Source organism: Cupriavidus sp. FW305-46, from assembly GCF_058787075.1.
In genome coordinates this window covers 16,787-36,099 of the sequence record NZ_JBYSZI010000033.1, presented here as the reverse complement: position 1 = coordinate 36,099, position 19,313 = coordinate 16,787, and the positions used below count along the sequence as shown (strand labels likewise).

20 protein-coding genes are annotated in these 19,313 nt (G+C 68.5%); 13 read left to right on the top strand and 7 right to left on the bottom strand.

What is annotated here, in order from left to right:
• The first annotated feature begins 143 nt into the window (after positions 1–143).
• The 8 genes from mltG (at position 144) to AC3WON_RS17215 (ending at position 5,858) form a co-directional block, all read left to right on the top strand.
• On the top strand, positions 144–1,139 hold the full coding sequence (gene mltG / locus AC3WON_RS17250) for an endolytic transglycosylase MltG (protein ID WP_492320184.1): 996 nt from the start codon (positions 144–146) through the stop codon (positions 1,137–1,139).
• A 7-nt stretch (positions 1,140–1,146) separates the two neighbouring features.
• Entirely contained in the window at positions 1,147–1,758 is a 612-nt protein-coding gene (gene tmk / locus AC3WON_RS17245; RefSeq protein WP_492320185.1) for a dTMP kinase, read from the top strand.
• A 116-nt stretch (positions 1,759–1,874) separates the two neighbouring features.
• On the top strand, positions 1,875–2,882 hold the full coding sequence (locus tag AC3WON_RS17240; RefSeq protein WP_492320186.1) for a DNA polymerase III subunit delta': 1,008 nt from the start codon (positions 1,875–1,877) through the stop codon (positions 2,880–2,882).
• A gap of 61 nt (positions 2,883–2,943) precedes the next feature.
• Positions 2,944–3,336: a PilZ domain-containing protein gene (locus AC3WON_RS17235; RefSeq protein ID WP_010810001.1), complete on the top strand. Its 393-nt coding sequence runs from the start codon at positions 2,944–2,946 to the stop codon at positions 3,334–3,336.
• 37 nt (positions 3,337–3,373) lie between these two features.
• Positions 3,374–3,874 carry a GNAT family N-acetyltransferase gene (locus AC3WON_RS17230; RefSeq protein WP_492320187.1) on the top strand — a complete coding sequence of 167 codons (501 nt, stop codon included), beginning with the start codon at positions 3,374–3,376 and terminating at the stop codon, positions 3,872–3,874.
• A 24-nt stretch (positions 3,875–3,898) separates the two neighbouring features.
• Entirely contained in the window at positions 3,899–4,693 is a 795-nt protein-coding gene (locus tag AC3WON_RS17225) for a TatD family hydrolase (RefSeq protein WP_492320188.1), read from the top strand.
• A complete protein-coding gene (locus AC3WON_RS17220) occupies positions 4,686–5,453 on the top strand; it encodes an ankyrin repeat domain-containing protein (protein WP_492320189.1) in 768 nt (255 codons plus the stop codon). Before AC3WON_RS17225 ends, AC3WON_RS17220 begins: the two co-directional genes overlap by 8 nt.
• A 15-nt stretch (positions 5,454–5,468) precedes the next feature.
• Entirely contained in the window at positions 5,469–5,858 is a 390-nt protein-coding gene (locus tag AC3WON_RS17215) for a YkvA family protein (RefSeq protein WP_492320263.1), read from the top strand.
• 7 nt (positions 5,859–5,865) lie between these two features.
• Here the strand turns inward: AC3WON_RS17215 and egtB are convergent, their stop codons facing one another.
• Positions 5,866–7,155: an ergothioneine biosynthesis protein EgtB gene (gene egtB / locus AC3WON_RS17210; RefSeq protein ID WP_492352350.1), complete on the bottom strand. Its 1,290-nt coding sequence runs from the start codon at positions 7,153–7,155 to the stop codon at positions 5,866–5,868.
• A gap of 181 nt (positions 7,156–7,336) precedes the next feature.
• Entirely contained in the window at positions 7,337–7,957 is a 621-nt protein-coding gene (locus tag AC3WON_RS17205) for an FMN-dependent NADH-azoreductase (RefSeq protein ID WP_492352349.1), read from the bottom strand.
• Between the two features lie 141 nt (positions 7,958–8,098).
• On the opposite strand from AC3WON_RS17205, the gene AC3WON_RS17200 reads away from it, so the two are divergent.
• The 3 genes from AC3WON_RS17200 (at position 8,099) to AC3WON_RS17190 (ending at position 10,340) form a co-directional block, all read left to right on the top strand.
• Positions 8,099–9,046, top strand: a complete 948-nt coding sequence (locus AC3WON_RS17200) for a LysR family transcriptional regulator (protein WP_492352348.1) — start codon at positions 8,099–8,101, stop codon at positions 9,044–9,046.
• A 197-nt stretch (positions 9,047–9,243) separates the two neighbouring features.
• Positions 9,244–9,663, top strand: coding sequence for a DoxX family protein (locus tag AC3WON_RS17195; RefSeq protein ID WP_492320192.1), 420 nt, complete (start codon positions 9,244–9,246; stop codon positions 9,661–9,663).
• A gap of 110 nt (positions 9,664–9,773) precedes the next feature.
• A complete protein-coding gene (locus AC3WON_RS17190) occupies positions 9,774–10,340 on the top strand; it encodes a DUF4136 domain-containing protein (protein WP_010809992.1) in 567 nt (188 codons plus the stop codon).
• Between the two features lie 18 nt (positions 10,341–10,358).
• Here the strand turns inward: AC3WON_RS17190 and AC3WON_RS17185 are convergent, their stop codons facing one another.
• The gene (locus tag AC3WON_RS17185; protein WP_492352347.1) at positions 10,359–11,585 is read right to left on the bottom strand and encodes an EAL domain-containing response regulator; all 1,227 of its coding nucleotides are present in this window, start codon (positions 11,583–11,585) and stop codon (positions 10,359–10,361) included.
• A gap of 254 nt (positions 11,586–11,839) precedes the next feature.
• On the opposite strand from AC3WON_RS17185, the gene AC3WON_RS17180 reads away from it, so the two are divergent.
• Positions 11,840–15,097 (top strand): DNA translocase FtsK 4TM domain-containing protein, encoded by a 3,258-nt coding sequence (locus tag AC3WON_RS17180; protein ID WP_492352361.1) that lies wholly within the window; start codon positions 11,840–11,842, stop codon positions 15,095–15,097.
• Positions 15,098–15,130: 33 nt separating this feature from the next.
• Positions 15,131–15,496 (top strand): cupin domain-containing protein, encoded by a 366-nt coding sequence (locus tag AC3WON_RS17175; protein WP_492352346.1) that lies wholly within the window; start codon positions 15,131–15,133, stop codon positions 15,494–15,496.
• A gap of 4 nt (positions 15,497–15,500) precedes the next feature.
• Here AC3WON_RS17175 and AC3WON_RS17170 read toward each other — a convergent pair whose 3' ends face one another.
• From AC3WON_RS17170 to AC3WON_RS17155, 4 genes are read right to left on the bottom strand one after another with little or no spacing between them, the layout of a single operon-like run.
• A complete protein-coding gene (locus AC3WON_RS17170; RefSeq protein ID WP_492320197.1) occupies positions 15,501–16,097 on the bottom strand; it encodes a peroxidase-related enzyme in 597 nt (198 codons plus the stop codon).
• Complete coding sequence (locus tag AC3WON_RS17165; RefSeq protein ID WP_492320198.1) at positions 16,094–16,630, bottom strand: CMD domain protein; 537 nt, start codon at positions 16,628–16,630, stop codon at positions 16,094–16,096. The genes AC3WON_RS17170 and AC3WON_RS17165 overlap by 4 nt, the downstream gene beginning before the upstream one ends.
• A 30-nt stretch (positions 16,631–16,660) precedes the next feature.
• Positions 16,661–18,136, bottom strand: a complete 1,476-nt coding sequence (locus tag AC3WON_RS17160) for an FAD-dependent oxidoreductase (protein WP_492352345.1) — start codon at positions 18,134–18,136, stop codon at positions 16,661–16,663.
• A complete protein-coding gene (locus AC3WON_RS17155; protein ID WP_492352344.1) occupies positions 18,129–19,139 on the bottom strand; it encodes a LysR family transcriptional regulator in 1,011 nt (336 codons plus the stop codon). The genes AC3WON_RS17160 and AC3WON_RS17155 overlap by 8 nt, the downstream gene beginning before the upstream one ends.
• Positions 19,140–19,313: the final 174 nt, after the last annotated feature.

The window sequence follows — 19,313 nt, the reverse complement described above, 5'->3', positions numbered from 1 at the left end:
GCGCCGCGGCGCATGGTCGGTGCGAGGCTGCCGGTTATTATATGGGGCTATGAGATTTTCGGCCGGCGCCGGCAGCACGTGGCGGCAAGCGGTGGTGCGCAAGCCTTCCGACGAATCCGGCCAGCCGCCCCTATTCCTGATACATGAAACGATTTTTCCTTAGTCTTGGCCTGGCCATCCTGGTGTTCGCGCTGGCGGCCGCGGGCGCGTTCGCGTGGTGGGCCAATCACCCGCTGCCCCTCAGCAAGTCACCCGTGGAAGTGGTGATCAAGCCCAATTCCGGCGTCGCCAGCGTCGGCCGCCAGATCCAGCGCGGCGGCGTCGGCATGGACCCGCGGCTGTTCCTGCTGCTGGTGCGCCTGACCGGCCACGGCCCTGACCTGAAGGCAGGCGGCTATGAATTCGTGACCGGCGCCACGCCGCTGTCGATCATCGGCAAGCTGGCGCGCGGCGAGGTCACCCACTATGTGGTCACGGTGATCGAGGGCTGGGAATTCCGCAAGATGCGCGCCGCCGTGGACGCCAGCCCGGCGCTGCGGCACGACACCCGGGACATGTCCGATGCGGACCTGATGAAGGCAATCGGCGCGGCCGAGACCTCGCCCGAAGGCATGTTCTTCCCGGACACCTACCTGTTCGCGCGCGGCAGCAGCGATATCGACCTGTACAAGCACGCCTACCGTGCCATGCAGCGGCGCCTGAACGAGGCCTGGAACGCACGCTCGCCCGACCTGCCGTACAAGACCCCGTACGAGGCCCTGGTGATGGCGTCGATCGTCGAGAAAGAAACCGGCCAGGCCACCGAACGCCCGATGATCGCCGCCGTGTTCATCAACCGGCTGCGCAAGAACATGATGCTGCAGACCGACCCGACCGTGATCTACGGCCTGGGCGATGGCTTCGACGGCGACCTGCGCAAGCGCGACCTGCTGGCCGACACCCCGTACAATACGTACACCCGCACCGGCCTGCCGCCCACGCCGATTGCGCTGCCGGGGCTGGCCTCGCTGGCGGCGGCCACCACGCCGGCGCCATCCGACGCACTGTACTTCGTCGCCCGCGGCGACGGCAGCAGCCATTTCTCCAACTCGCTTCCCGAACACAACCGCGCGGTCGACAAGTACCAGCGCGGCAAATAGGCATTCCATGCGCGGAAAATTCATTACGTTTGAAGGCATCGACGGCGCCGGCAAGAGCACCCATATCGACTGGGTCGCCGACCGCCTGCGCGCACGCAGCGATATTGCCGGTGTCGTCACCACCCGCGAGCCCGGCGGCACGTCGCTGGGCGAAGACCTGCGCCAGATCCTGCTGCATCGCAAGATGCACCTGGAAACCGAGGCGCTGCTGATGTTCGCGGCCCGGCGCGAGCATATCGCCGAGGTCATCGCCCCCGCGCTGGAGCGCGGCAAGTGGGTGATTTCCGACCGCTTCACCGACGCCACCTTCGCCTACCAGGGCGGGGGCAGGGGCCTGGCCACCGAGCGCCTGGAAGTGCTGGAAGACTGGGTGCAGGGCAGCCTGCAGCCGGACCTGACGCTGCTGTTCGACGTGCCGCTGGAAACCGCCAGCGAGCGCCTGGCCGGCGCGCGCGCGCCTGACAAGTTCGAATCCGAGTCGCGCGCGTTCTTCCAGCGCACCCGCGATGAATACCTGCGCCGCGCGGCCCAGTCGCCGCAGCGCTTCCGGGTGATCGACGCCACCCGCAGCATTGCTGACATTCGCGATGAACTTGAAAAAATCATCGCAACTGTCTGATTTCTGGCCGATATATGCCTGGCGTGATAGACATGAGTGCTGCGCCATTGTGGAAGCTGCAATGACGGGGCTATCACAGTAAAACTTGAAGTTAGATCACCAACCTACTGATTCACATGCTATATCCCTGGCAGAAGGAAGACTGGCAAAGGCTTGGCGCGCTGCGTGAACGGCTGCCGCATGCCTTGCTGATCCATGGCCAGCAAGGCATCGGCAAGCGCGACCTGGCCCTGCATTTCGCGCAGGGGCTGTTGTGCGAGGCGCCGCTGCCGGACGGCCAGCCCTGTGGCCAGTGCGCCGCCTGCCACTGGTTCAGCCAGGGCAACCACCCGGACTTCACCGTGGTGCGGCCCGAGGCGCTGGACGCCGCGGCCGAGGCCGAGACCGACGAGGGCGGCAAGAAGAAGGCGCCCAGCAAGATCATCCGCATGGAGCAGGTGCGCGCACTGATCGAGGCCGTGGGCGTGGGCACGCACCGGGCCGGGCTGCGCGTGGTGGTGGTGTATCCGCTCGATGCGCTGCAGACCGAGGGCGCCAACGCACTGCTGAAGACGCTGGAAGAGCCGCCGCCGTCCACCGTGTTCCTGCTGGTGACCGACCGCCTCGACCGCATCCTGCCGACCATCCTGTCGCGCTGCCGCCAGTTCTCGGCCCAGCGCCCGACGCCGGAGGCAGCGCTGGCCTGGCTGCGCGGCCAGGGCGTGGCCGATGCCGAGGCCCAGCTGGCGCTGGCCGGCGGTTCGCCGCTGACCGCGCTGCATGCGGCCGAGGCCGAGGAGCAGCCGCTGCAGCGCTGGCTGGTCGGCCAGCTGGGCGCCGCCGCCGCCTTCGACGCCGCTGCGGCGGCCGAGCAACTGCAGAAGCTGCCGGTGCCTGCCGTGCTTGGCATCCTCCAGCGCTGGACGTACGATCTCCTGACGCTGCGCCTGGACGGCAGCGCCACGCCGCGGTACCTGCCCAAGGAACGGGCCGTGCTGGCGCGCTGCGCCGGGGCCACCGACGCGCGCCGCCTGCAGGCCTTTGCCAGCCGGTTGAGCGCGCATCGCCGCAGCGAGAACCATCCGCTGGCGGCCCGGCTGGTGATGGAAGCGGTATTCCTGGAATACCGCCAGCTGTTCCGGTAGTACGCCTGGCAGTCAAAAAAAGCCATAACAACAAGCAGCACCGTCATTCAGGGGGTCAACCATGAACACAGCAGTCGCCGGCGCACCGCCCGCTGCGCCAACCGGCAGCGGGGCGGCATCGCGTCCCAATGTGCTGTCCTTGTCGATCAAGGACCAGGCCGGGCTGTATGCGGCCTATATGCCGTTCCTGGCGCGCGGCGGCATTTTCGTGCCGTCGAACCGGCCGTTCCGGCTGGGCGAGCAGGTGTTCCTGGTGCTGTCGCTGCTGGACCGGCCGCAGAAATACCAGATCGCGGGCCATGTGGCCTGGATTACCCCGGCGGGCACGCCGATGAAGACCCCCGGCGTCGGCGTGCATTTCCCCGACGACGACAACGGGCGCAACCTGCGCCGCGCGGTGGAGGAGATCCTGGGCAAGATGCTGGAGTCCGGGCGCCCCACGCAAACTTTATGAACGTTGTGAGGTTGTTATCACAACATTTTGATTTTCAATGAATTTTTCACTTCGCATTGCCGAGCTCCGCGACCTGCCGGGCATCGTTGCCATCTATAACAGCACCGTGCCCTCGCGTATGGTCACCGCCGATACCGAACCGGTCACCGTGGCTTCACGCCAGGCCTGGTTCGATGCCCACCAGCCCGGGCGCCGCCCGCTGTGGGTGTGCGAGGATGCCGACGGCCGCATGGCCGGCTGGATGAGCTTTTCAGACTTCTACGGCCGCCCGGCCTACGGCGCCACCGCCGAGGTGTCGATCTACCTGGACGCGCAGCGCCGCGGCCAGGGGCTGGGCCGCTACCTGCTGCAACAGGCCATCGACCATGCGCCCAGGGTCGGGGTGAACACGCTGCTCGGCTTTATCTTCGGCCACAATGCGCCCAGCCTGGGCCTGTTCGCGTCGCTGGGCTTTACGCGCTGGGGCGACCTGCCGCGCGTTGCCGTGCTCGACGGTGTCGAGCGCGACCTGATCATCGTCGGCCGCCGCGTGGACTGAGCCGCCCGCCAACAGAGATTCCCCATGTTTGTCGATTCCCACTGCCATATCGATTTCCCCGAGCTGGCCGCGCGCCTGCCGGAACTGCTGGAGAACATGCGCGCCAACCAGGTCACGCATGCGCTGTGCATCTCGGTCACGCTGGAAGACTTCCCGCGCGTGCTGGCGCTGGCCGAGCAGCATCCCAACCTGTACGCCTCGGTCGGCGTGCACCCGGACTACGAAGAGGGCGAGGAACCCACGCTGGAGCGCCTGGTGGAGCTGTCCGCCCATCCGCGCGTGGTCGGCACCGGCGAGACCGGGCTGGACTACTACCGCCTGAACGGCCGCAGCATCGCCGACATGGAATGGCAGCGCGATCGCTTCCGCACCCATATCCGCGCCGCGCGCCAGACCGGCAAGCCGCTGATCATCCATACCCGCTCGTCCGCCGACGACACGCTGCGCCTGATGCGCGAAGAGAACGCGCGCGAGGCCGGCGGCGTGATGCACTGCTTCACCGAGACCTGGGACGTCGCCCGCCAGGCCCTGGACGAGGGTTTCCATATCTCGTTCTCCGGCATCGTCACCTTCAAGAGCGCGGCCGACCTGCAGGAGACCGCGCGCAAGGTGCCGCTGGAGCGCATGCTGATCGAGACCGATTCGCCTTACCTGGCGCCTGTGCCATACCGCGGCAAGACCAACGAACCTGCCTGGGTGCGCCATGTGGGCGAGTTCATCGCGCAGCTGCGCGGGGTCCCGGTGGAACAGGTTGCGGAGCAGACGACGGAAAATTTCTTCAATCTATTCAAGCACATTGACAGGGAGTCGCATGTTTGACATGAAGTTTGCCCGACGCGCCGCCGGCGCCCTTGCGCTGGCCGCCGCCACCCTGGCGCAGGCGGCGCCTGCCGACGACATGCGCAAGGCCGTCGAATTCGACGACGCCAACACCGTCAAGAAGCTGCTGGCCAAGGGCGTCGATCCCAACCTGGTGGACAGCCGCGGCAACCCGGCGCTGGTGCTGGCGCTGCGCGAGAAGTCGCTGAAGGCGGCCACGGTGCTGATCCGCGCCAAGGACATCGACTTCGACAAGGCCAACCCGGCCGGCGAGACCCCGCTGATGATGGCCGCGCTGCAGGGTGAGCTGGACATGGTCAAGCTGATGGTCGACGAGATGGAGGCCGAGATCAACAAGACCGGCTGGACCCCGCTGCACTATGCGGCCACCAATGGCCACAACAACGTGGTCAAGTACCTGGTCGACCATGCCGCCTATATCGACGCCGAAAGCCCCAACGGCACCACGCCGCTGATGATGGCCGCGCGTGGCGGCCATATCGAGACCGTCAAGCTGCTGCTGGACGAGGGCGCCGACATGCGCCTGAAGAACCAGCAGGGCATGACCGTGATCGACTTCGCCGAGCGCTACAACCAGGCCGAGATCGCCAAGGGCCTGAAGGCGCGCTGGCAGAAGCTGTACCCGCAGACGCCGATCGTGGCGGCGCCGCCGCTGAAGGCGCCCACCGGCGAGCCGGGCGGGCAGCGGCCCGCGGCGCAGCAACCCGCGGCGCAGCAGCCCAAGACCAAGGGCTGGTAGGCGCTGATGCCGGCGATGGCCGTCGGCGCACGCCTGCGCCAATGGGCGCGCGGGCTCAAGGCGAGCCTGCTGACGCTATGGTTTTGCAGCCGCCACCCCGGCACGCCGTGGAGCGCGCGGCTGCTGGCCGCGCTGGTGGTGGCCTACGCCTTCAGCCCGATCGACCTGATCCCCGATTTCATCCCGGTGCTGGGCTATGTCGATGACGTGCTGCTGGTGCCGCTGGGCATCTGGCTGGCTCTGCGGATGATTCCGGTGCCAGTGAAGGATGAATGCCGCGGCCGGGCCGATGCATGGCAGGCCACGCATGCAAAACGGCCGCGCAATCGCGCGGCCGCCGTGGTCATCGTGCTGGTGTGGGTGTTGCTGGCCTGGCTGGCGTGGCGCTGGCTGGCGCCGCGCTAAAGCGCGGTCAGACCTCGTCCGCCAGCCGCACGCCCGTGAACTGCCAGCGCTGGTGCGGATAGAAGAAGTTGCGGTACGTCGCCCGGATATGCGATTCGGGCGTGACGCACGACCCGCCGCGCAGCACCATCTGGCCGCTCATGAACTTGCCGTTGTACTCGCCCACCGCACCCGCGTTCGGGCGGAAGCCCGGATACGGCAGGAAGGCGCTGCCGGTCCATTCCCACACATCGCCGAACATCTGGCGCAGCACGCCTGAAGTGTTCTGCCGGTCCGGCAACGGCCGCAGCGCGCGGCCTTCAACAAAATTCCCGGTGGCGGGCAGGCCGCGCGCCGCGTGCTCCCATTCGGCCTCGGTCGGCAGCCGGCGTTCGGCCCAGCGCGCGAATGCCTCGGCCTCATAGAAGCTGACGTGGGTGACGGGGCTGTCCGGGTCGACCGGATGCATCCCGCGCAGCGTCATCTGCCACCACGTGCCTTCGCGTTCTTCCCAGTAGAGCGGGGCCAGGATGCCTTGCTCGCACACCCAGCGCCAGCCGTCGGACAACCACAGCCCGGCCGTCTGGTAGCCGCCATCCTCGATGAATTCAAACCATTGCCGGTTGCTGACCGGGTGCGAGCACAGCGTGAACGGTGCCAGGTAGGCCTTGTGCCGCGGGCTTTCACAGTCAAAGGCAAAGGTCTCGCCGCGGTGGCCGATCTCCACCAGGCCGCCGTCAAAGCCGATCCAGTCCGGCGCGGGCCGAGGGTCGGCGATCACCGGCTCGGGCAGTTCCGGGGCAAAGGCGGGGCGCAGCGGGTTCTGCGCGAACAGATGCAGGATGTCGGTCAGCAGCAGTTCCTGGTGCTGCTGTTCATGCTGCAGGCCAAGCATGATCAGCGCCGCCTCGTCATCGGTCTGGGCGCTGCCCAGCAGGGTCAGCATCGATTCGTCCACGGCCTCGCGGTAGGCCAGCACCTCGTCCAGCGAGGGGCGGGTCAGCTGCCCGCGCTGCGGCCGCGGGTGGCGCGGGCCGACCGCTTCGTAGTACGAGTTGAATAGGTAGCGGTAGTCCGGGTCCACCGGCTCGTAATCGGGGATCCGCGCAGCCAGCACGAATTCCTCGAAGAACCATGTGGTGTGCGCCAGGTGCCATTTTGCCGGGCTGGCGTCGTCCATGGACTGCACGGTGGCATCGGCATCGGACAGGTCGGCCACCAGGGTCTCGGTGGCGGTGCGTACGTGGCGATACTGCGAAAGCAGGGCGGGTTCGTGCGGCGGATGGAGGGCGGCGGCTGGCAACAGGGCTGAAGTCATGCGGGCTCCCGGGAGTGGATCGGTCGATGACTGCAGGCGGCAGGACAGCCGCGGGCAAATAGCCGGGGCCGGCGCGCCGCCCATGGCACGCGGGGCGCCGTAGCGCCCCGATCCATCATAGACCCGATCCGTCCGCGGGGCGAGCCGGCGCCGTCCTGCAGCGCCGGCCGGCCACAGGACTTCAGGCGGCCAGGCGGCTGGCGTCGTTCAGTGCCGCGATTTCGGTGCGGGCGCTGGCCAGGCCGGCTTCGCGGAACTGCGGACCCATGGCCAGGCCGTGAGCACGCACGTAGGTGATGTCGGTGATGCCCAGGAAGCGGAACACGATGTCGACGGTCTTTTCGTGCAGGTCCAGCTCATTGGCATCCTGGCGCACGCCGCCGCGCGACGACACCACGATCACGCGCTTGCCGCCGGCCAGGCCCACCGGGCCGTTCTCGGTGTACTTGAAGGTGCGGCCAGCCTGCGCGATGCGGTCGATCCAGGCCTTGAGCTGGCTGGGGATGCTGAAGTTGTACTGCGGCACGCCCACCACCAGCACGTCGGCGGCCAGGAATTCGGCCAGCCATTGCTCGGTGCGCTGCAGCTCGGCTTCCTGAACGGCGTTCAGGCCTTCCTTCGGGCCGCCCAGCACGGGCAGCAGGTTGCCGGACAGGTGCGCCGGAGCGTCCTGGTCCAGGTCGCGCACGGTGACCTTGGCGCCCGGGTTGGCGGCGACCAAGTCGGCCACCACGCTGGCGGTCAGGCTGCGCGAAACGGAGTTGTCGCTAAGGACGCTGGAATCGATCTGCAGGATGTTCATGTCTATCTCCACAAGGGGTGCGGTTGCGATGGATGAAAGATAGCGGCTGGCCATTGGTATCGGTAGTGAGGCAAAATGCAAATGATTGTTCTACCGACGCAACGCCAGCCTGGCGGCCGCACGGTGATCCCGGAGCCATCCATGCAAGACCTCAACGACTTGTCCCTGTTTGCCCAGGTGGTCGAACACGGCAGTTTTTCCGCGGCCAGCCGCGCCTCAGGCGTGCCCAAGTCACGCCTGAGCCGGCGCATCGCCCAGCTGGAGCGCGACCTGGGCGTGCAGCTGCTGCGCCGCACGACACGGCAGGTGCGCGTTACGCCGCTTGGCGAATCCTTCTACGAACGCTGCCGCGCCATGCTCAATGAGGCCAAGGCGGCCCGCGAGGTCATCGAGCAGGCGCGCGAGCAGCCCGGCGGCACGCTGCGCGTGAGCTGCCCGATCGCCATCGCCCAGATCCTGCTGGCGCCGGCGATCGGCCATTTCATGCGCGCCAACCCGGCCGTGCGCATCGAGCTGGAGACCACCAACCGGCGCGTGGACGTGATCGGCGAAGGCTTCGACCTGGCCCTGCGCGTGCGCGAGTCCATGGAGGACTCCAGCCTGGCCGTGCGCACCTTCGGTGAAAGCCAGCTGATGCTGGTGGCCAGCCCCGCGCTGCTGGACAGCATCGGCCGCCCGCGCACACCGCAGGCGCTGGACGGCATGCCGGGCGTGGGACAGCCGCCGCACGACGGCAAGCATGTCTGGACCCTGCGCTGCAAGACCAGCGACTCGATCCAGATTGCCTATGAACCGCGCCTGGTCACCGAAGACTTCGTGCTGCTGCGCGAGGCGGCGATCGCCGGCGCGGGCGTGGCCATGCTGCCGCGGATGTATTGCCGCGATGCGCTGGAAAGCGGCGAGCTGGAACTGGTGTTGCCGCAGTACGACATGCCGGTCGGCACGCTGCATGCGGTGTTCCCCTCCCGCAAGGGCGTGACGCCTGCCACCCGGCGTTTTCTCGACTTCCTGGGCGAGGTCCTGCCCGAATGCGCATCCAAGGTCGGCATGCTTGAGCCGCGGCAGCCGGCGATGCACCGGGTGCTGTAGCGCAGGCCTCCCGGATACGGCATGGCGGGATTGGCGAGGTGGTGTGCCGGTCGCATCCCGGCCAGCAGGCAGTCTCGTATTTGCGGCTTTACCTTCACGCCGCCTCGCACTAAGGTACAGGGGCGAACCTTGCGCGTGAGGGTAAAGGCGCTTGGCTTCGACAACCAACTCGACAGACAACGGCAAGGAGAACGGCCATGGGTGGCTCTCAGGGTTCCCAGGACTTGGGCAAGGCGCTGCTGCGCATCGTGCTTGGCGTGTTGATCCTGATGCACGGCATCGCCAAGCTGACCGGTGCGTCCGGCATGGGCTTTGTGGGGAAGGTGGTCGCCGACGCCGGCTTGCCGGCATGGCTGGCCTACGGCGTCTACATTGGGGAAGTAGTGGCCCCGATCCTGCTGATCATCGGGCTGTGGAGCCGGCTGGCGGCGCTGATCGTTGCCATCAACATGCTGTTTGCGGTGGCGCTGGTGCATACCAAGCAGCTCGGCATGCTGTCCGATACCGGCGGCTGGGCGCTTGAGTTGCAGGGGATGTTCCTCGCCGCGGCGCTGGCGGTGGCCCTGCTGGGCGCGGGCCGGTTCAGCGTGGGCGGCATCAATGGCAAGCTGAATTAGCCCATCGGGTCAGATGGCGTACGGTGCGCCGGCGTTCCGGCGCCGGTGGCGCTTGCGCGTGGCGGCATGGCTGCATGTGCGCGCTGCCGCGGACATCATGGAGATGTATCGTGAAACCCTTCCGGCAGCTATTTCCGGTCGTGGCCGCGGCGCTGGTCCTGTCAGGCTGCGCCAGCGTGCCCGACATCAAGACCGACTACAACCGCAGCACTGACTTCAGTGCCTACCGCAGCTTTGGCTTCGTCGAGCATCTCGGCACCGACCGCCAGGGCTATGAAAGCCTGACCACCCAGTACTTCAAGTCCGCCGTGCAGCGGGAACTGACCGCGCGCGGCTACCGCTATGCGGCGCAGTCGCCGGACTTGCTGGTCAACTTCAATGCCCGGCTGCAGGAGAAGGTCCAGGTCAGCCCGGCGCCGACGCCGATGATGGGCTACTACGGTTATCGCGGCGGGCTGTATGCGCCGTGGCCGGGCTACGGCTTCTATAACGACGTCTATACCTACACCGAAGGCACGGTCAACATCGACCTGGTCGACCGGCGCCAGATGAAGCTGGTCTGGGAAGGCGTGGCGGTGGGCAGCGTGGACACCAGCGACAAGGCCAGCGCCCAGCAGCGCATCGACAAGACCGTGGCGCAGATCTTTGCCAAGTATCCGTTCCGGGCCGCGCAGTAGCGCGGGCTCGGGGCCAGCTCACGCCGCCGGCGTGACTGCCGCCCGGTCGATGGCATCCGCGACGAAGACCTCGGCCGGCTTGGGCGCGGACCACAGGTAGCCCTGGCCCAGCGGGCAGCGCAGCGCCAGCAGCGCTGTCCGCTGGGCATCGGTCTCGACGCCTTCGGCCACGCACTCCAGGCCCAGCTCGCGCGCCAGGTTGATCATGTTGCGGCAGATCGCGGCACGCTGGCCATGTCCGTCGACATCGACAATGAACGAGCGGTCGAGCTTCAGCTGCGTGAAAGGCAGGTCCGCCAGCAGCTTGAGCGTGGCGATGCCAACGCCGAAATCGTCGATCGCCACGCCGTAGCCGAGCAGCCGCAAGCGGTTCAGCGCGACCGACAGGGCCAGCGTATCGGGCACCGGATAGCCCTCGGTCAACTCCACCGTCAGCGCTTGCCGCGGCACGCCGCTGGCGGCCACCAGGGCATCGAACGTCTCCAGCACACCGGGCCGGCACAGGGTTTGCGCCGAGGCATTGATGCCCAGCGTGATGTGGATGCCCGCCGCGCGCAGCCGCTGCTGCGCTGCCAGGCACTGGCGGGTCACGAAGAAGAACACCGGGTCGGCCGCGTCGAGCGCTTCTAGCCGTGGGATAAAGATGTCGGGCTGCACCAGGCCGTGTTCGGGATGGCGCCAGCGCACCAGCGCCTCGGCACCGGCCAGCCGGCCGCTGGCAATCTCGTGCTGGGGCTGCAGCATGACCAGCAGGTCCGTGCCCGAGCGGGTGGCGGCGACCAGTTCTGCGTCGTCGGGCGACCACGCCGGCGGGGCGGATTCGCCCGCAGACTGGCGCACCAGCGCATCGGCCAGGATCTCTTCCACTGCATCGCGCGACAGCGGCTTGCGCAGCGCGTGCACGCGCGGGATGCCGGCGGCGTGCGCCAGGCCGCGGTTTGAATCCAGGATGTCCTCCGCCAGCGCCGTCACCCAGACCCACACCGGCGCCGCCCCGGCAAAGGCATGCTGCCCGCGCCGGTGCAGCTCGGCAATCAGCTCGGGGCCGTTGCCGCCAGGCATTTCGATGTCGCAGAACACGATGTCGAACGGTTCGCGTGCAAGGATCTCGGCCGCCTGCGTGCCGTTTTCAGCGCAGACCAGGGTCTGCACGCCCAGATGCCGCAGCATCCCCTCGGCCGCGACGCGTTGGAACGGATGGTCTTCGACGACAAGAACGCGCAGCCTGGCGTAGCGGATCGGCATGGGGGAGGGGGAGGCGGCGGGCCGCCTGGAATGCAATTCGATTGGGGGTTGCCCGCATGGTAGCGCGGCGCCGCTGCGCCAACCACCGGATGGCGCAAAGTCTGGCGCCGCTGGCATCCGGAATCGCACAGGGCTCGTAGCGCAATCGCCCCGGAAACGCGCTGCGTTACGAATATTTGCGCTTTCCGATTCAATCGCCGCCTGCCATAACCGCTACAATCGCTGCCCGTAGTTTTGAACATGGCATGTCGATAATGGGTTTTGGCTGGTTCGGATTTTCGACTTTCTGGATAGTGCCGCTGGTCTGGCGGCTGGTGACGCGCTGGCTCGCCGGCGAGCGCCGGCTGGCAGGGCCCGGCTCATTGCGCGTCTGGCTTGGCACGCTCGCCGTGCTGTGCGCGAGCGCCAGCCTGGAAGCACTGACCAGTGGCAGCGATCCGGACTCGAGCGCCGGCGGTTCGGCTGGTCGCGCACTGGCCGGCATGATGGGCAACCTGTTCGGCTGGACCGGTGCCTTGCTGTTGATGCTGGGCGTACTGGCGCTGGCCGCGCCGATGGTGTTCGGTGAAACCTGGCGCAGCCTGTTTTCGCGCAAGCCGCGCCGCGCCGCCGCGCCTGACGCGGCGCCGGAAGAGCCGCCGGTTTCCTTTGCTGCCACCCAGCCGATGCGCGAGGCAGAGCGCCGCGATGCGCCGGCGGCAGGCAACCCCGGCTGGACCGCGCCCGCCACGCGCCATCGCAGCTTCGAAGCGGTCTCGGCGCGCCGCCAGCCCGCCTGGCAACCGCCGCGCCGCACGCGTGAATCCCCGCCGCAGCCGGGCGAGATCTGGCTGCACCACGCCGAGTCGCCGGGCGCGGTCAAGCCGGCGCGCAGCGCGCCGCCCGCACCCGCCGCGGCGGCACCGGCGCCGCGTCCGGCCCAGCCGGCGGCGCGCAGGCCGGCCCCGACGGCAGCCCCTTCACCGGCTCCGGCGCCGCGCCCGGCGCAGCCCCTGCGCGGCACGGTCGTCAGCAGCCCGTTCCGCCAGCCGCAGCCGCTGGTGCGTTCGGCGATTACGACGCTGCCCGAGGCTTCCGGCAAGGGCGTCGCCTCGGCCACTGCTTCCGTCACGGTACCTGCCGCCGTATCAGTGCCGGCCGAAGCCGCCGCCGTAGCGCCGGCCCTCACTGGTGCCACGCAAGCCGTGGCCGCTCCCGCGCAGCCGGTTGCCAGCGCGGAACCCGAGGCAGTGGCAGCGCCTGACGCACCTGTCATGGAACCGGTGTCTGCAGACACCGATATAGTTGGCGACATCGCGCCGGATTCCGTGCCGGCCGAAGCCGACGAAGCCACGCTTGCCGCGATCCGGCAGGAAGCCCTCGACCTGCTGGCCGAGTTGCAGGCGCTGGCAGGCAAGCCAGTGGTAGCGCAAGCGGCTGCGCCGGAACCGCAACAACCGGACGCGGCTGTGCCGGACGTGGCGCCGGACATTGCCGTCGACGCGGAACCGCACGCATTGGCTACCGTCACCCTGCCAGCCGAAGCCGAAGCCGAAGCCGAAGCCGAAGCCGAAGCCGAAGCCGAAGCCGAAGCCGAAGCCGGGAGCGGAGATCACGTCGTTGCCAATGTCGAACCTGACGCGCTTACAACAGCCGCGCCCGAATTGGATGTCACCGCGGCCGAGGCCATAGCCCAGGCCGTGGCAAGCTCCGCGATGGAAGAGGGCAGCGCTCTCGATGCCAGCATCCCGGCACCCGCGGAGGACAACGAACCCGGCGGATTGATGGACGGCAATGGCCTGATCGCCGAGGACGCGGAAGCGGATGCGGCCGAGCCTGCTGAAGCGGCCGAACCGCCAGAAGTGACTGCAGCGACTGAAGCCCCGGAGGTTCCCGAGCCCGCCGAGGTGCCTGCACTTAACCAGGCGCCGACCCCGGCCGCCAAGCCGCGCATCGTGCTGCCCGCCGTGGTCGGCCGCACCGTGCCGCTCGCTGCCGCCCAGCCTGCGCCCGTGCCGGTGCCGGTCGCGCCGCCGCCGCGCCCCGTCGTCGACTACCGCCTGCCACCGGCCGAACTGCTGGAGACCGGCGTCGACAGCGCCGAACAGGTATCGGAAGAGCGCCTGCGCGAAACCGGCGAGCTGATCGCCCAGCGGCTGGCCGAGTTCAAGGTGCCAGTGGCCGTGGTTGGCGCCGGTGCCGGCCCGGTGATCACCCGCTTCGAGGTCGAGCCCGCCATGGGCGTGCGCGGCGCCCAGGTGGTCGGGCTGATGAAGGACCTGGCGCGCGCGCTGGGCGTGACCTCGATCCGCGTGGTCGAGACCATTCCCGGCAAGACCTGCATGGGGCTGGAGCTGCCCAATGCGCGCCGGCAGATGATCCGGCTGTCGGAGATCGTCAACGCGGCCTCGTTCCAGGCCCACCATTCGCGGCTGGTGCTGGCCATGGGCAAGGACATCACCGGCAATCCGGTGGTGACCGACCTGGCCCGCGCGCCGCACCTGCTGGTGGCCGGCACCACCGGCTCGGGCAAGTCGGTGGCGGTCAACGCCATGATCCTGTCGATGTTGTACAAGGCCACGCCCGAAGACGTGCGCCTGATCATGATCGACCCCAAGATGCTGGAACTGTCGGTCTACGAGGGCATCCCGCACCTGCTGGCGCCGGTGGTCACCGACATGAAGCAGGCCGCGCACGCGCTCAACTGGTGCGTCGGCGAGATGGAAAAGCGCTACAAGCTGATGTCCGCGCTGGGCGTGCGCAACCTGGCCGGCTACAACCAGAAGATCCGCGCCGCGGAGGCCGCCGAGCGCAAAGTGCCGAACCCGTTCTCGCTGACGCCGGACGCGCCCGAGCCACTGTCGCGCCTGCCGATGATCGTGGTGGTGATCGACGAACTGGCCGACCTGATGATGGTCGCCGGCAAGAAGATCGAAGAACTGATCGCGCGCCTGGCACAGAAGGCGCGCGCCGCCGGCATCCACCTGATCCTGGCCACGCAGCGCCCCTCGGTGGACGTGATCACCGGCCTGATCAAGGCCAATATCCCGACGCGCGTGGCGTTCCAGGTCTCGTCCAAGATCGATTCGCGCACCATCCTCGATCAGATGGGCGCCGAGAGCCTGCTCGGCCAGGGCGACATGCTGTTCCTGCCGCCCGGCACCGGCTACCCGCAGCGCGTGCATGGCGCCTTTGTTGCCGACGACGAAGTGCACCGCGTGGTGGAGCACTGGAAGCAATTCGGCGAACCGGACTACGATGAAACCATCCTCGCCGGCGACCCGGCCGAGGCCGGCAGCACCGACCTGTTCGGTGACGGCGGGGGCGAGGGCGAGGCCGACCCGCTCTACGACGAAGCCGCCAGCTTTGTGCTGACCAGCCGCCGTGCATCGATCTCCGCCGTGCAGCGCCAGTTGCGCATCGGCTACAACCGCGCGGCACGCCTGATCGAGCAGATGGAGGTAGCTGGATTGGTGTCGCCGATGGGCCGCAACGGCGCGCGCGACGTACTGGCGCCGGGGCCGGGCAACTGACGGGTTCGGCAACCAAGACTTCCCGGAGGCAGCATGCAGCCTGAACACGGAAACCTGCTGGCGGACGTCCCGGCCGGCGCGGTGCAGGAACTCTTCCAACCGCTGCTGGAACGGCCCGGGCTGCGGATCGAGCGCATCGTCTCCAACGGGCAGACCAGTCCTGAGGGCTTCTGGTACGACAGTGCAGAGGCGGAATGGGTGCTGCTGGTCAGCGGCAGCGCCGCCATCGAGATCGAAGGCCAGTCCGGCCAGCATCCCATGAAGCCGGGTGACTGGCTGCACCTTCCGGCCCACTGCCGCCACCGGGTGGCGTGGACCGATGCCAGCCAGCCCAGTGTCTGGCTGGCGGTGCATCACGGCGCGGGCTGTGCGCCCGCGCGCATTGCGGCTGGCGCCTGACGGCTTACTCCCCGGATTGCTCCGGAAACACCGGCTCGCCCAGGTTCAGCATCAGCCGGTTCGCCCAGGCAAAGATGGCGATCGAGTGGATCAGGTCCAGGATTTCCGCATCCGTGACGCCCGCTTCCCGCAACGGCTTGAGTTGGTCGGCAGTGACTACGGCGGGCCGCTCGGTCAGTTCGATCGAGAACTTCGCGATTGCCCGCTCGCGCGCAGTCGTGCCGGCGGTATGGGGATCGTCGAACACCTGGCGGATCACGTCGTTGCGCTTGGCCAGTTGTTCGAAGCGCTGGGCATGGACCGATGCGCAGTAGACGCAGCCATTGATGCGCGACACCACCGTGGTGGAGAGCTCGCGTTCGGCGCGCGGCATGCCGCCGGGGGCGTACATGATGGCGTTGAAGGCGGTGGAGCGCTGGCGCAGGATTTCGGGCTGGTGCACCAGGAAGCGGTAGTAATCCTGGACCTTGGCCTTGGGATGGCTCTCTTCGAGTACGGCGACCTGCTCGGGCGTGGCCTGGTCGAGTTCGACCACGTCCAGCCAGGCCTTCCAGTCGAGGACTTCATTAGTGAAGCCGTGGGATTTGATGATCTCGCTCATGCCTGGGCTCCTGCGGCGTTGTCGTTCAGTGCTTTCAGCGCATCCAGGCCGGCCACCAGCCGGACCTGGTACGACAGGAAGGCGACCAGTTGCGCCAGCGTGACCACTGCCGGGGTGCTCAGGCCGGCGGCGGGCAGGGCCTGCAGCGCGGCCTTGTCGCCCTCAACGGGCTTTTCGATCAGCTTGCGGGTGAACTCCAGCATGGCGCGCAGGCGCGTGTCGGCAATATCCTCCGGCTGGCCTTCGGCCGCGGCGCGGACCTGGCTGGCATCTGCGCCGGCTTGCTCAAGGCGCGCGCGATAGTGTGCGGCCAGTGCCGTCGACGGCGTCAGGCGTGCCGCGTACAGCGCAACCAGCAGGCGCTCTGCCAGCGACAGGCCAGGCAGGGCGGGGTCGAACAGGGCGTCGTAGCTGCCTTGCGTGGCGGCCACGACCTTGTTGCGCTGGTGGCGCAGCGCGTGCGTGGCGCTACCCGGCGCGAGGCCGGTGAGCTGGTCGATCAGGTCGACCGTGGAAGTCGGGGGCTGGGTCATCGGACTCTCTGGGTTCAGGTCGGGTGGGATTCAGGCCTTGGCGGTGCGCAGCACCGGCGGCGGGGCCGGCACCCATTCGTCGCCGAAGACTTCGGGTTCGGCATAGGCCTGCAGCGCGGCGTAGTGCAGCTCAACGTCTTCCTGGTACAGCAGCGCGGCAATGCCCTGGCCGAGCCGGCGTGCGCCGTCGCTGATCGCCGGGATGTCGCCGGACACGGTGCCATGCGACAGCGCCGCCGGATAGCAGAAGCAGTGGATGCGCGTGACGCCGGGGCAGGCGCCGGGCGTCTTCTCCTGGAATTCGAAGGCTGCGCCGAGATCGGGAGAATCGGACAACTCGCGGTCTTCCTGGCCCGCGGGCGGCGCATGGCGGTCGCGCCAGAAGCGGATATGCGGGGCGAAGGCGGCGAACTCCGGCCGTGTTTCCAGCGCGATGCGAAAGCCCGTCGAGAAGATCAGGAAGTCCAGCTCGAACGTGCCCTGCGGTGTCTGCACGTACAGGACATCGCCTTGCGCCTCGATCGCTTCCAGCGCTGCGCCCAGGTTGAAGTAGGCATTGGCATGGCGCGACACGCGCAGCGTGCTGCCGCGCGGCGGCGGCACCTGCTGGGTGTTGATGTAATGGCGCAGCCGCCATTTCCAGGCATCGGACAGCCCGTAGTGGCCGAAAGTCAGGCCCGGATTGCCGGCGCCCTTGCTCTTGTTGACGCGCGGAATGTCCGGGCGGCGGATCAGCATTTCGACGCTGGCGGCGCCCGCCTCCAGCGCGGTCGCGGCGCTGTCCATGCCCGAGGCGCCTGCGCCGACCACGCCCACGCGCTTGCCGCGCAGCTTGGCGTAGTCCATCTCGTCCGAAGAATGCGCCCACAGGTGGCGCGGCAGCGTGTCCGCGACCGGCGGCACGTAGGCACCGCCCAGGCCGTCACGGCCGGTGGCCAGCACCACGCGGCGCGCCAGCACGGTGTGCGGGCCGTCCGGGGTCTGCATCGACAGCGCCACCAGGCCGTCCGCGCGCGGCACGATGGCATCGACCTGGTGCTGGTTGCGGATATCCAGCGCCAGCACCTCTCGGTACCAGCGCAGGTAGTCCATCCATTGCAGGCGCGGGATCTTGTCCAGCGTTTGCCAGGCGGCCTCGCCGAACTGCGCCTCGAACCAGGCGCGGAAGGTCAGGGCCGGCAGGCCCAGCGCGGGGCCGGTCAGCTGCTTGGGCGAGCGCAGCGTCTCCATGCGCGCGGTGGTGGCCCACGGACCTTCGAAGCCCGCCGGGGCGCGGTCAAAGGCGCGCACGCGGATGCCCAGGTGCGTCAGCGTGGCGCAGGCTGCGAGTCCCGCCATGCCGCCGCCGATGACGGCGGCGTCGAGCACGTCCTGGCCATCGTGGCTGCGCGGCATGGTCCAGGCCTTGGCGGGCAGGTCCAGCCAGGACAGGTCCCGGCGCAGGCGCGCTTCAAGCGCGGCCAGGCCGGCGGCGGGGGTAAGGGCGGGAGCGGATAGGTCAGTCATGGCTTGGAAGTCCGGCATCTTGCGTGAGCGTGTCAGCGTCGTCGCTGGCATTGCCATAGAGCGATTGCAGCAGCGCGCCGTGTTCGGCGGGATCGCGCCGCACCAGGTCGGGCAACAGCGCGGCGGCGGCGTCGGCCACGGCCTGCACCAGCCCCAGCACCGCCGTGCTGGCCGGGCGGGCCTGTGGCGTGATCACGCCGAAGTAGAAAGGGATATCGGCATCGATGGGCCGCACGGCGATATCGGCCAGCGGCAGGCCGCGGGCGGTCACCGGCTCCAGCACGGCGATGCCCAGCCCGGCGCGCACCAGGGTCAGCGCGCTGATCGAGGTGTTGGTGTCGATCACGCCCGCTTTGGGCACGCCGGCGCCAGCCAGGGCCCGGTCGACGCGGCGGCGCAGCCGGTACGGGTTCTGCATGGTGACGATGCGGCGCCGGCGGCAGTCCTGCAGCGCGATCGCAGGCTGCGCGGCCAGTGTGTCGTCAGCACGCACGGCTGCGACGCATGCGGACTGGCCGATCCAGTGCACGGTCACGCCGCGGTGTTCCAGCGGCAGGCTGTTCAGGCCGATGTCGGCGGCGCCGGTCAGCACCGCGTGCACCACCTGTTCGGGCGACACACTCTGCACCGCGACACGTTCCGGCGCGCACAGCCCGCGCTCAAAGGCCAGCGCCAGCGCCGGCGGCAGCAGGCCGGCCGCCAGCGCTGGGGTCGCGGCAATGCGCAGGGGCCGGCCATCGCCGCGCGCCAGCGCCGCGGCGCGGGTGCGGATCTGCTGCATGCCGGCCAGCGTCTGCTCGACTTCGTCATAGAGCAGGAAGCCTTGCTCGGTCGGGCTGACGCGCGGGCCGCTGCGGGTGAACAGGGCAAAGCCCAGCTCGGCCTCCAGCTCCTGGATCAGCCGCGTGATGGCCGGCTGCGAGCGGCCGAGCAGGCGCCCGGCGGCGGTGACGCTGCCGGTGGTGACGACTGCGGCGAAGGCTTCCAGTTGCCGGATTTCCATGGCGGGCCGGGTCTCGGTATTAATGTATGTGTAATCCGGATTCTGACGCCTTCATCATGCAAAAGGCAAATACAATTTCGGGATAAGGACATGCGGCAGCTATGATGTAGCGATGCCGGGCGCACACCGGCCCCATATCGGGACAGACGTTTTGGCTTGGATCCACGGCAGTCG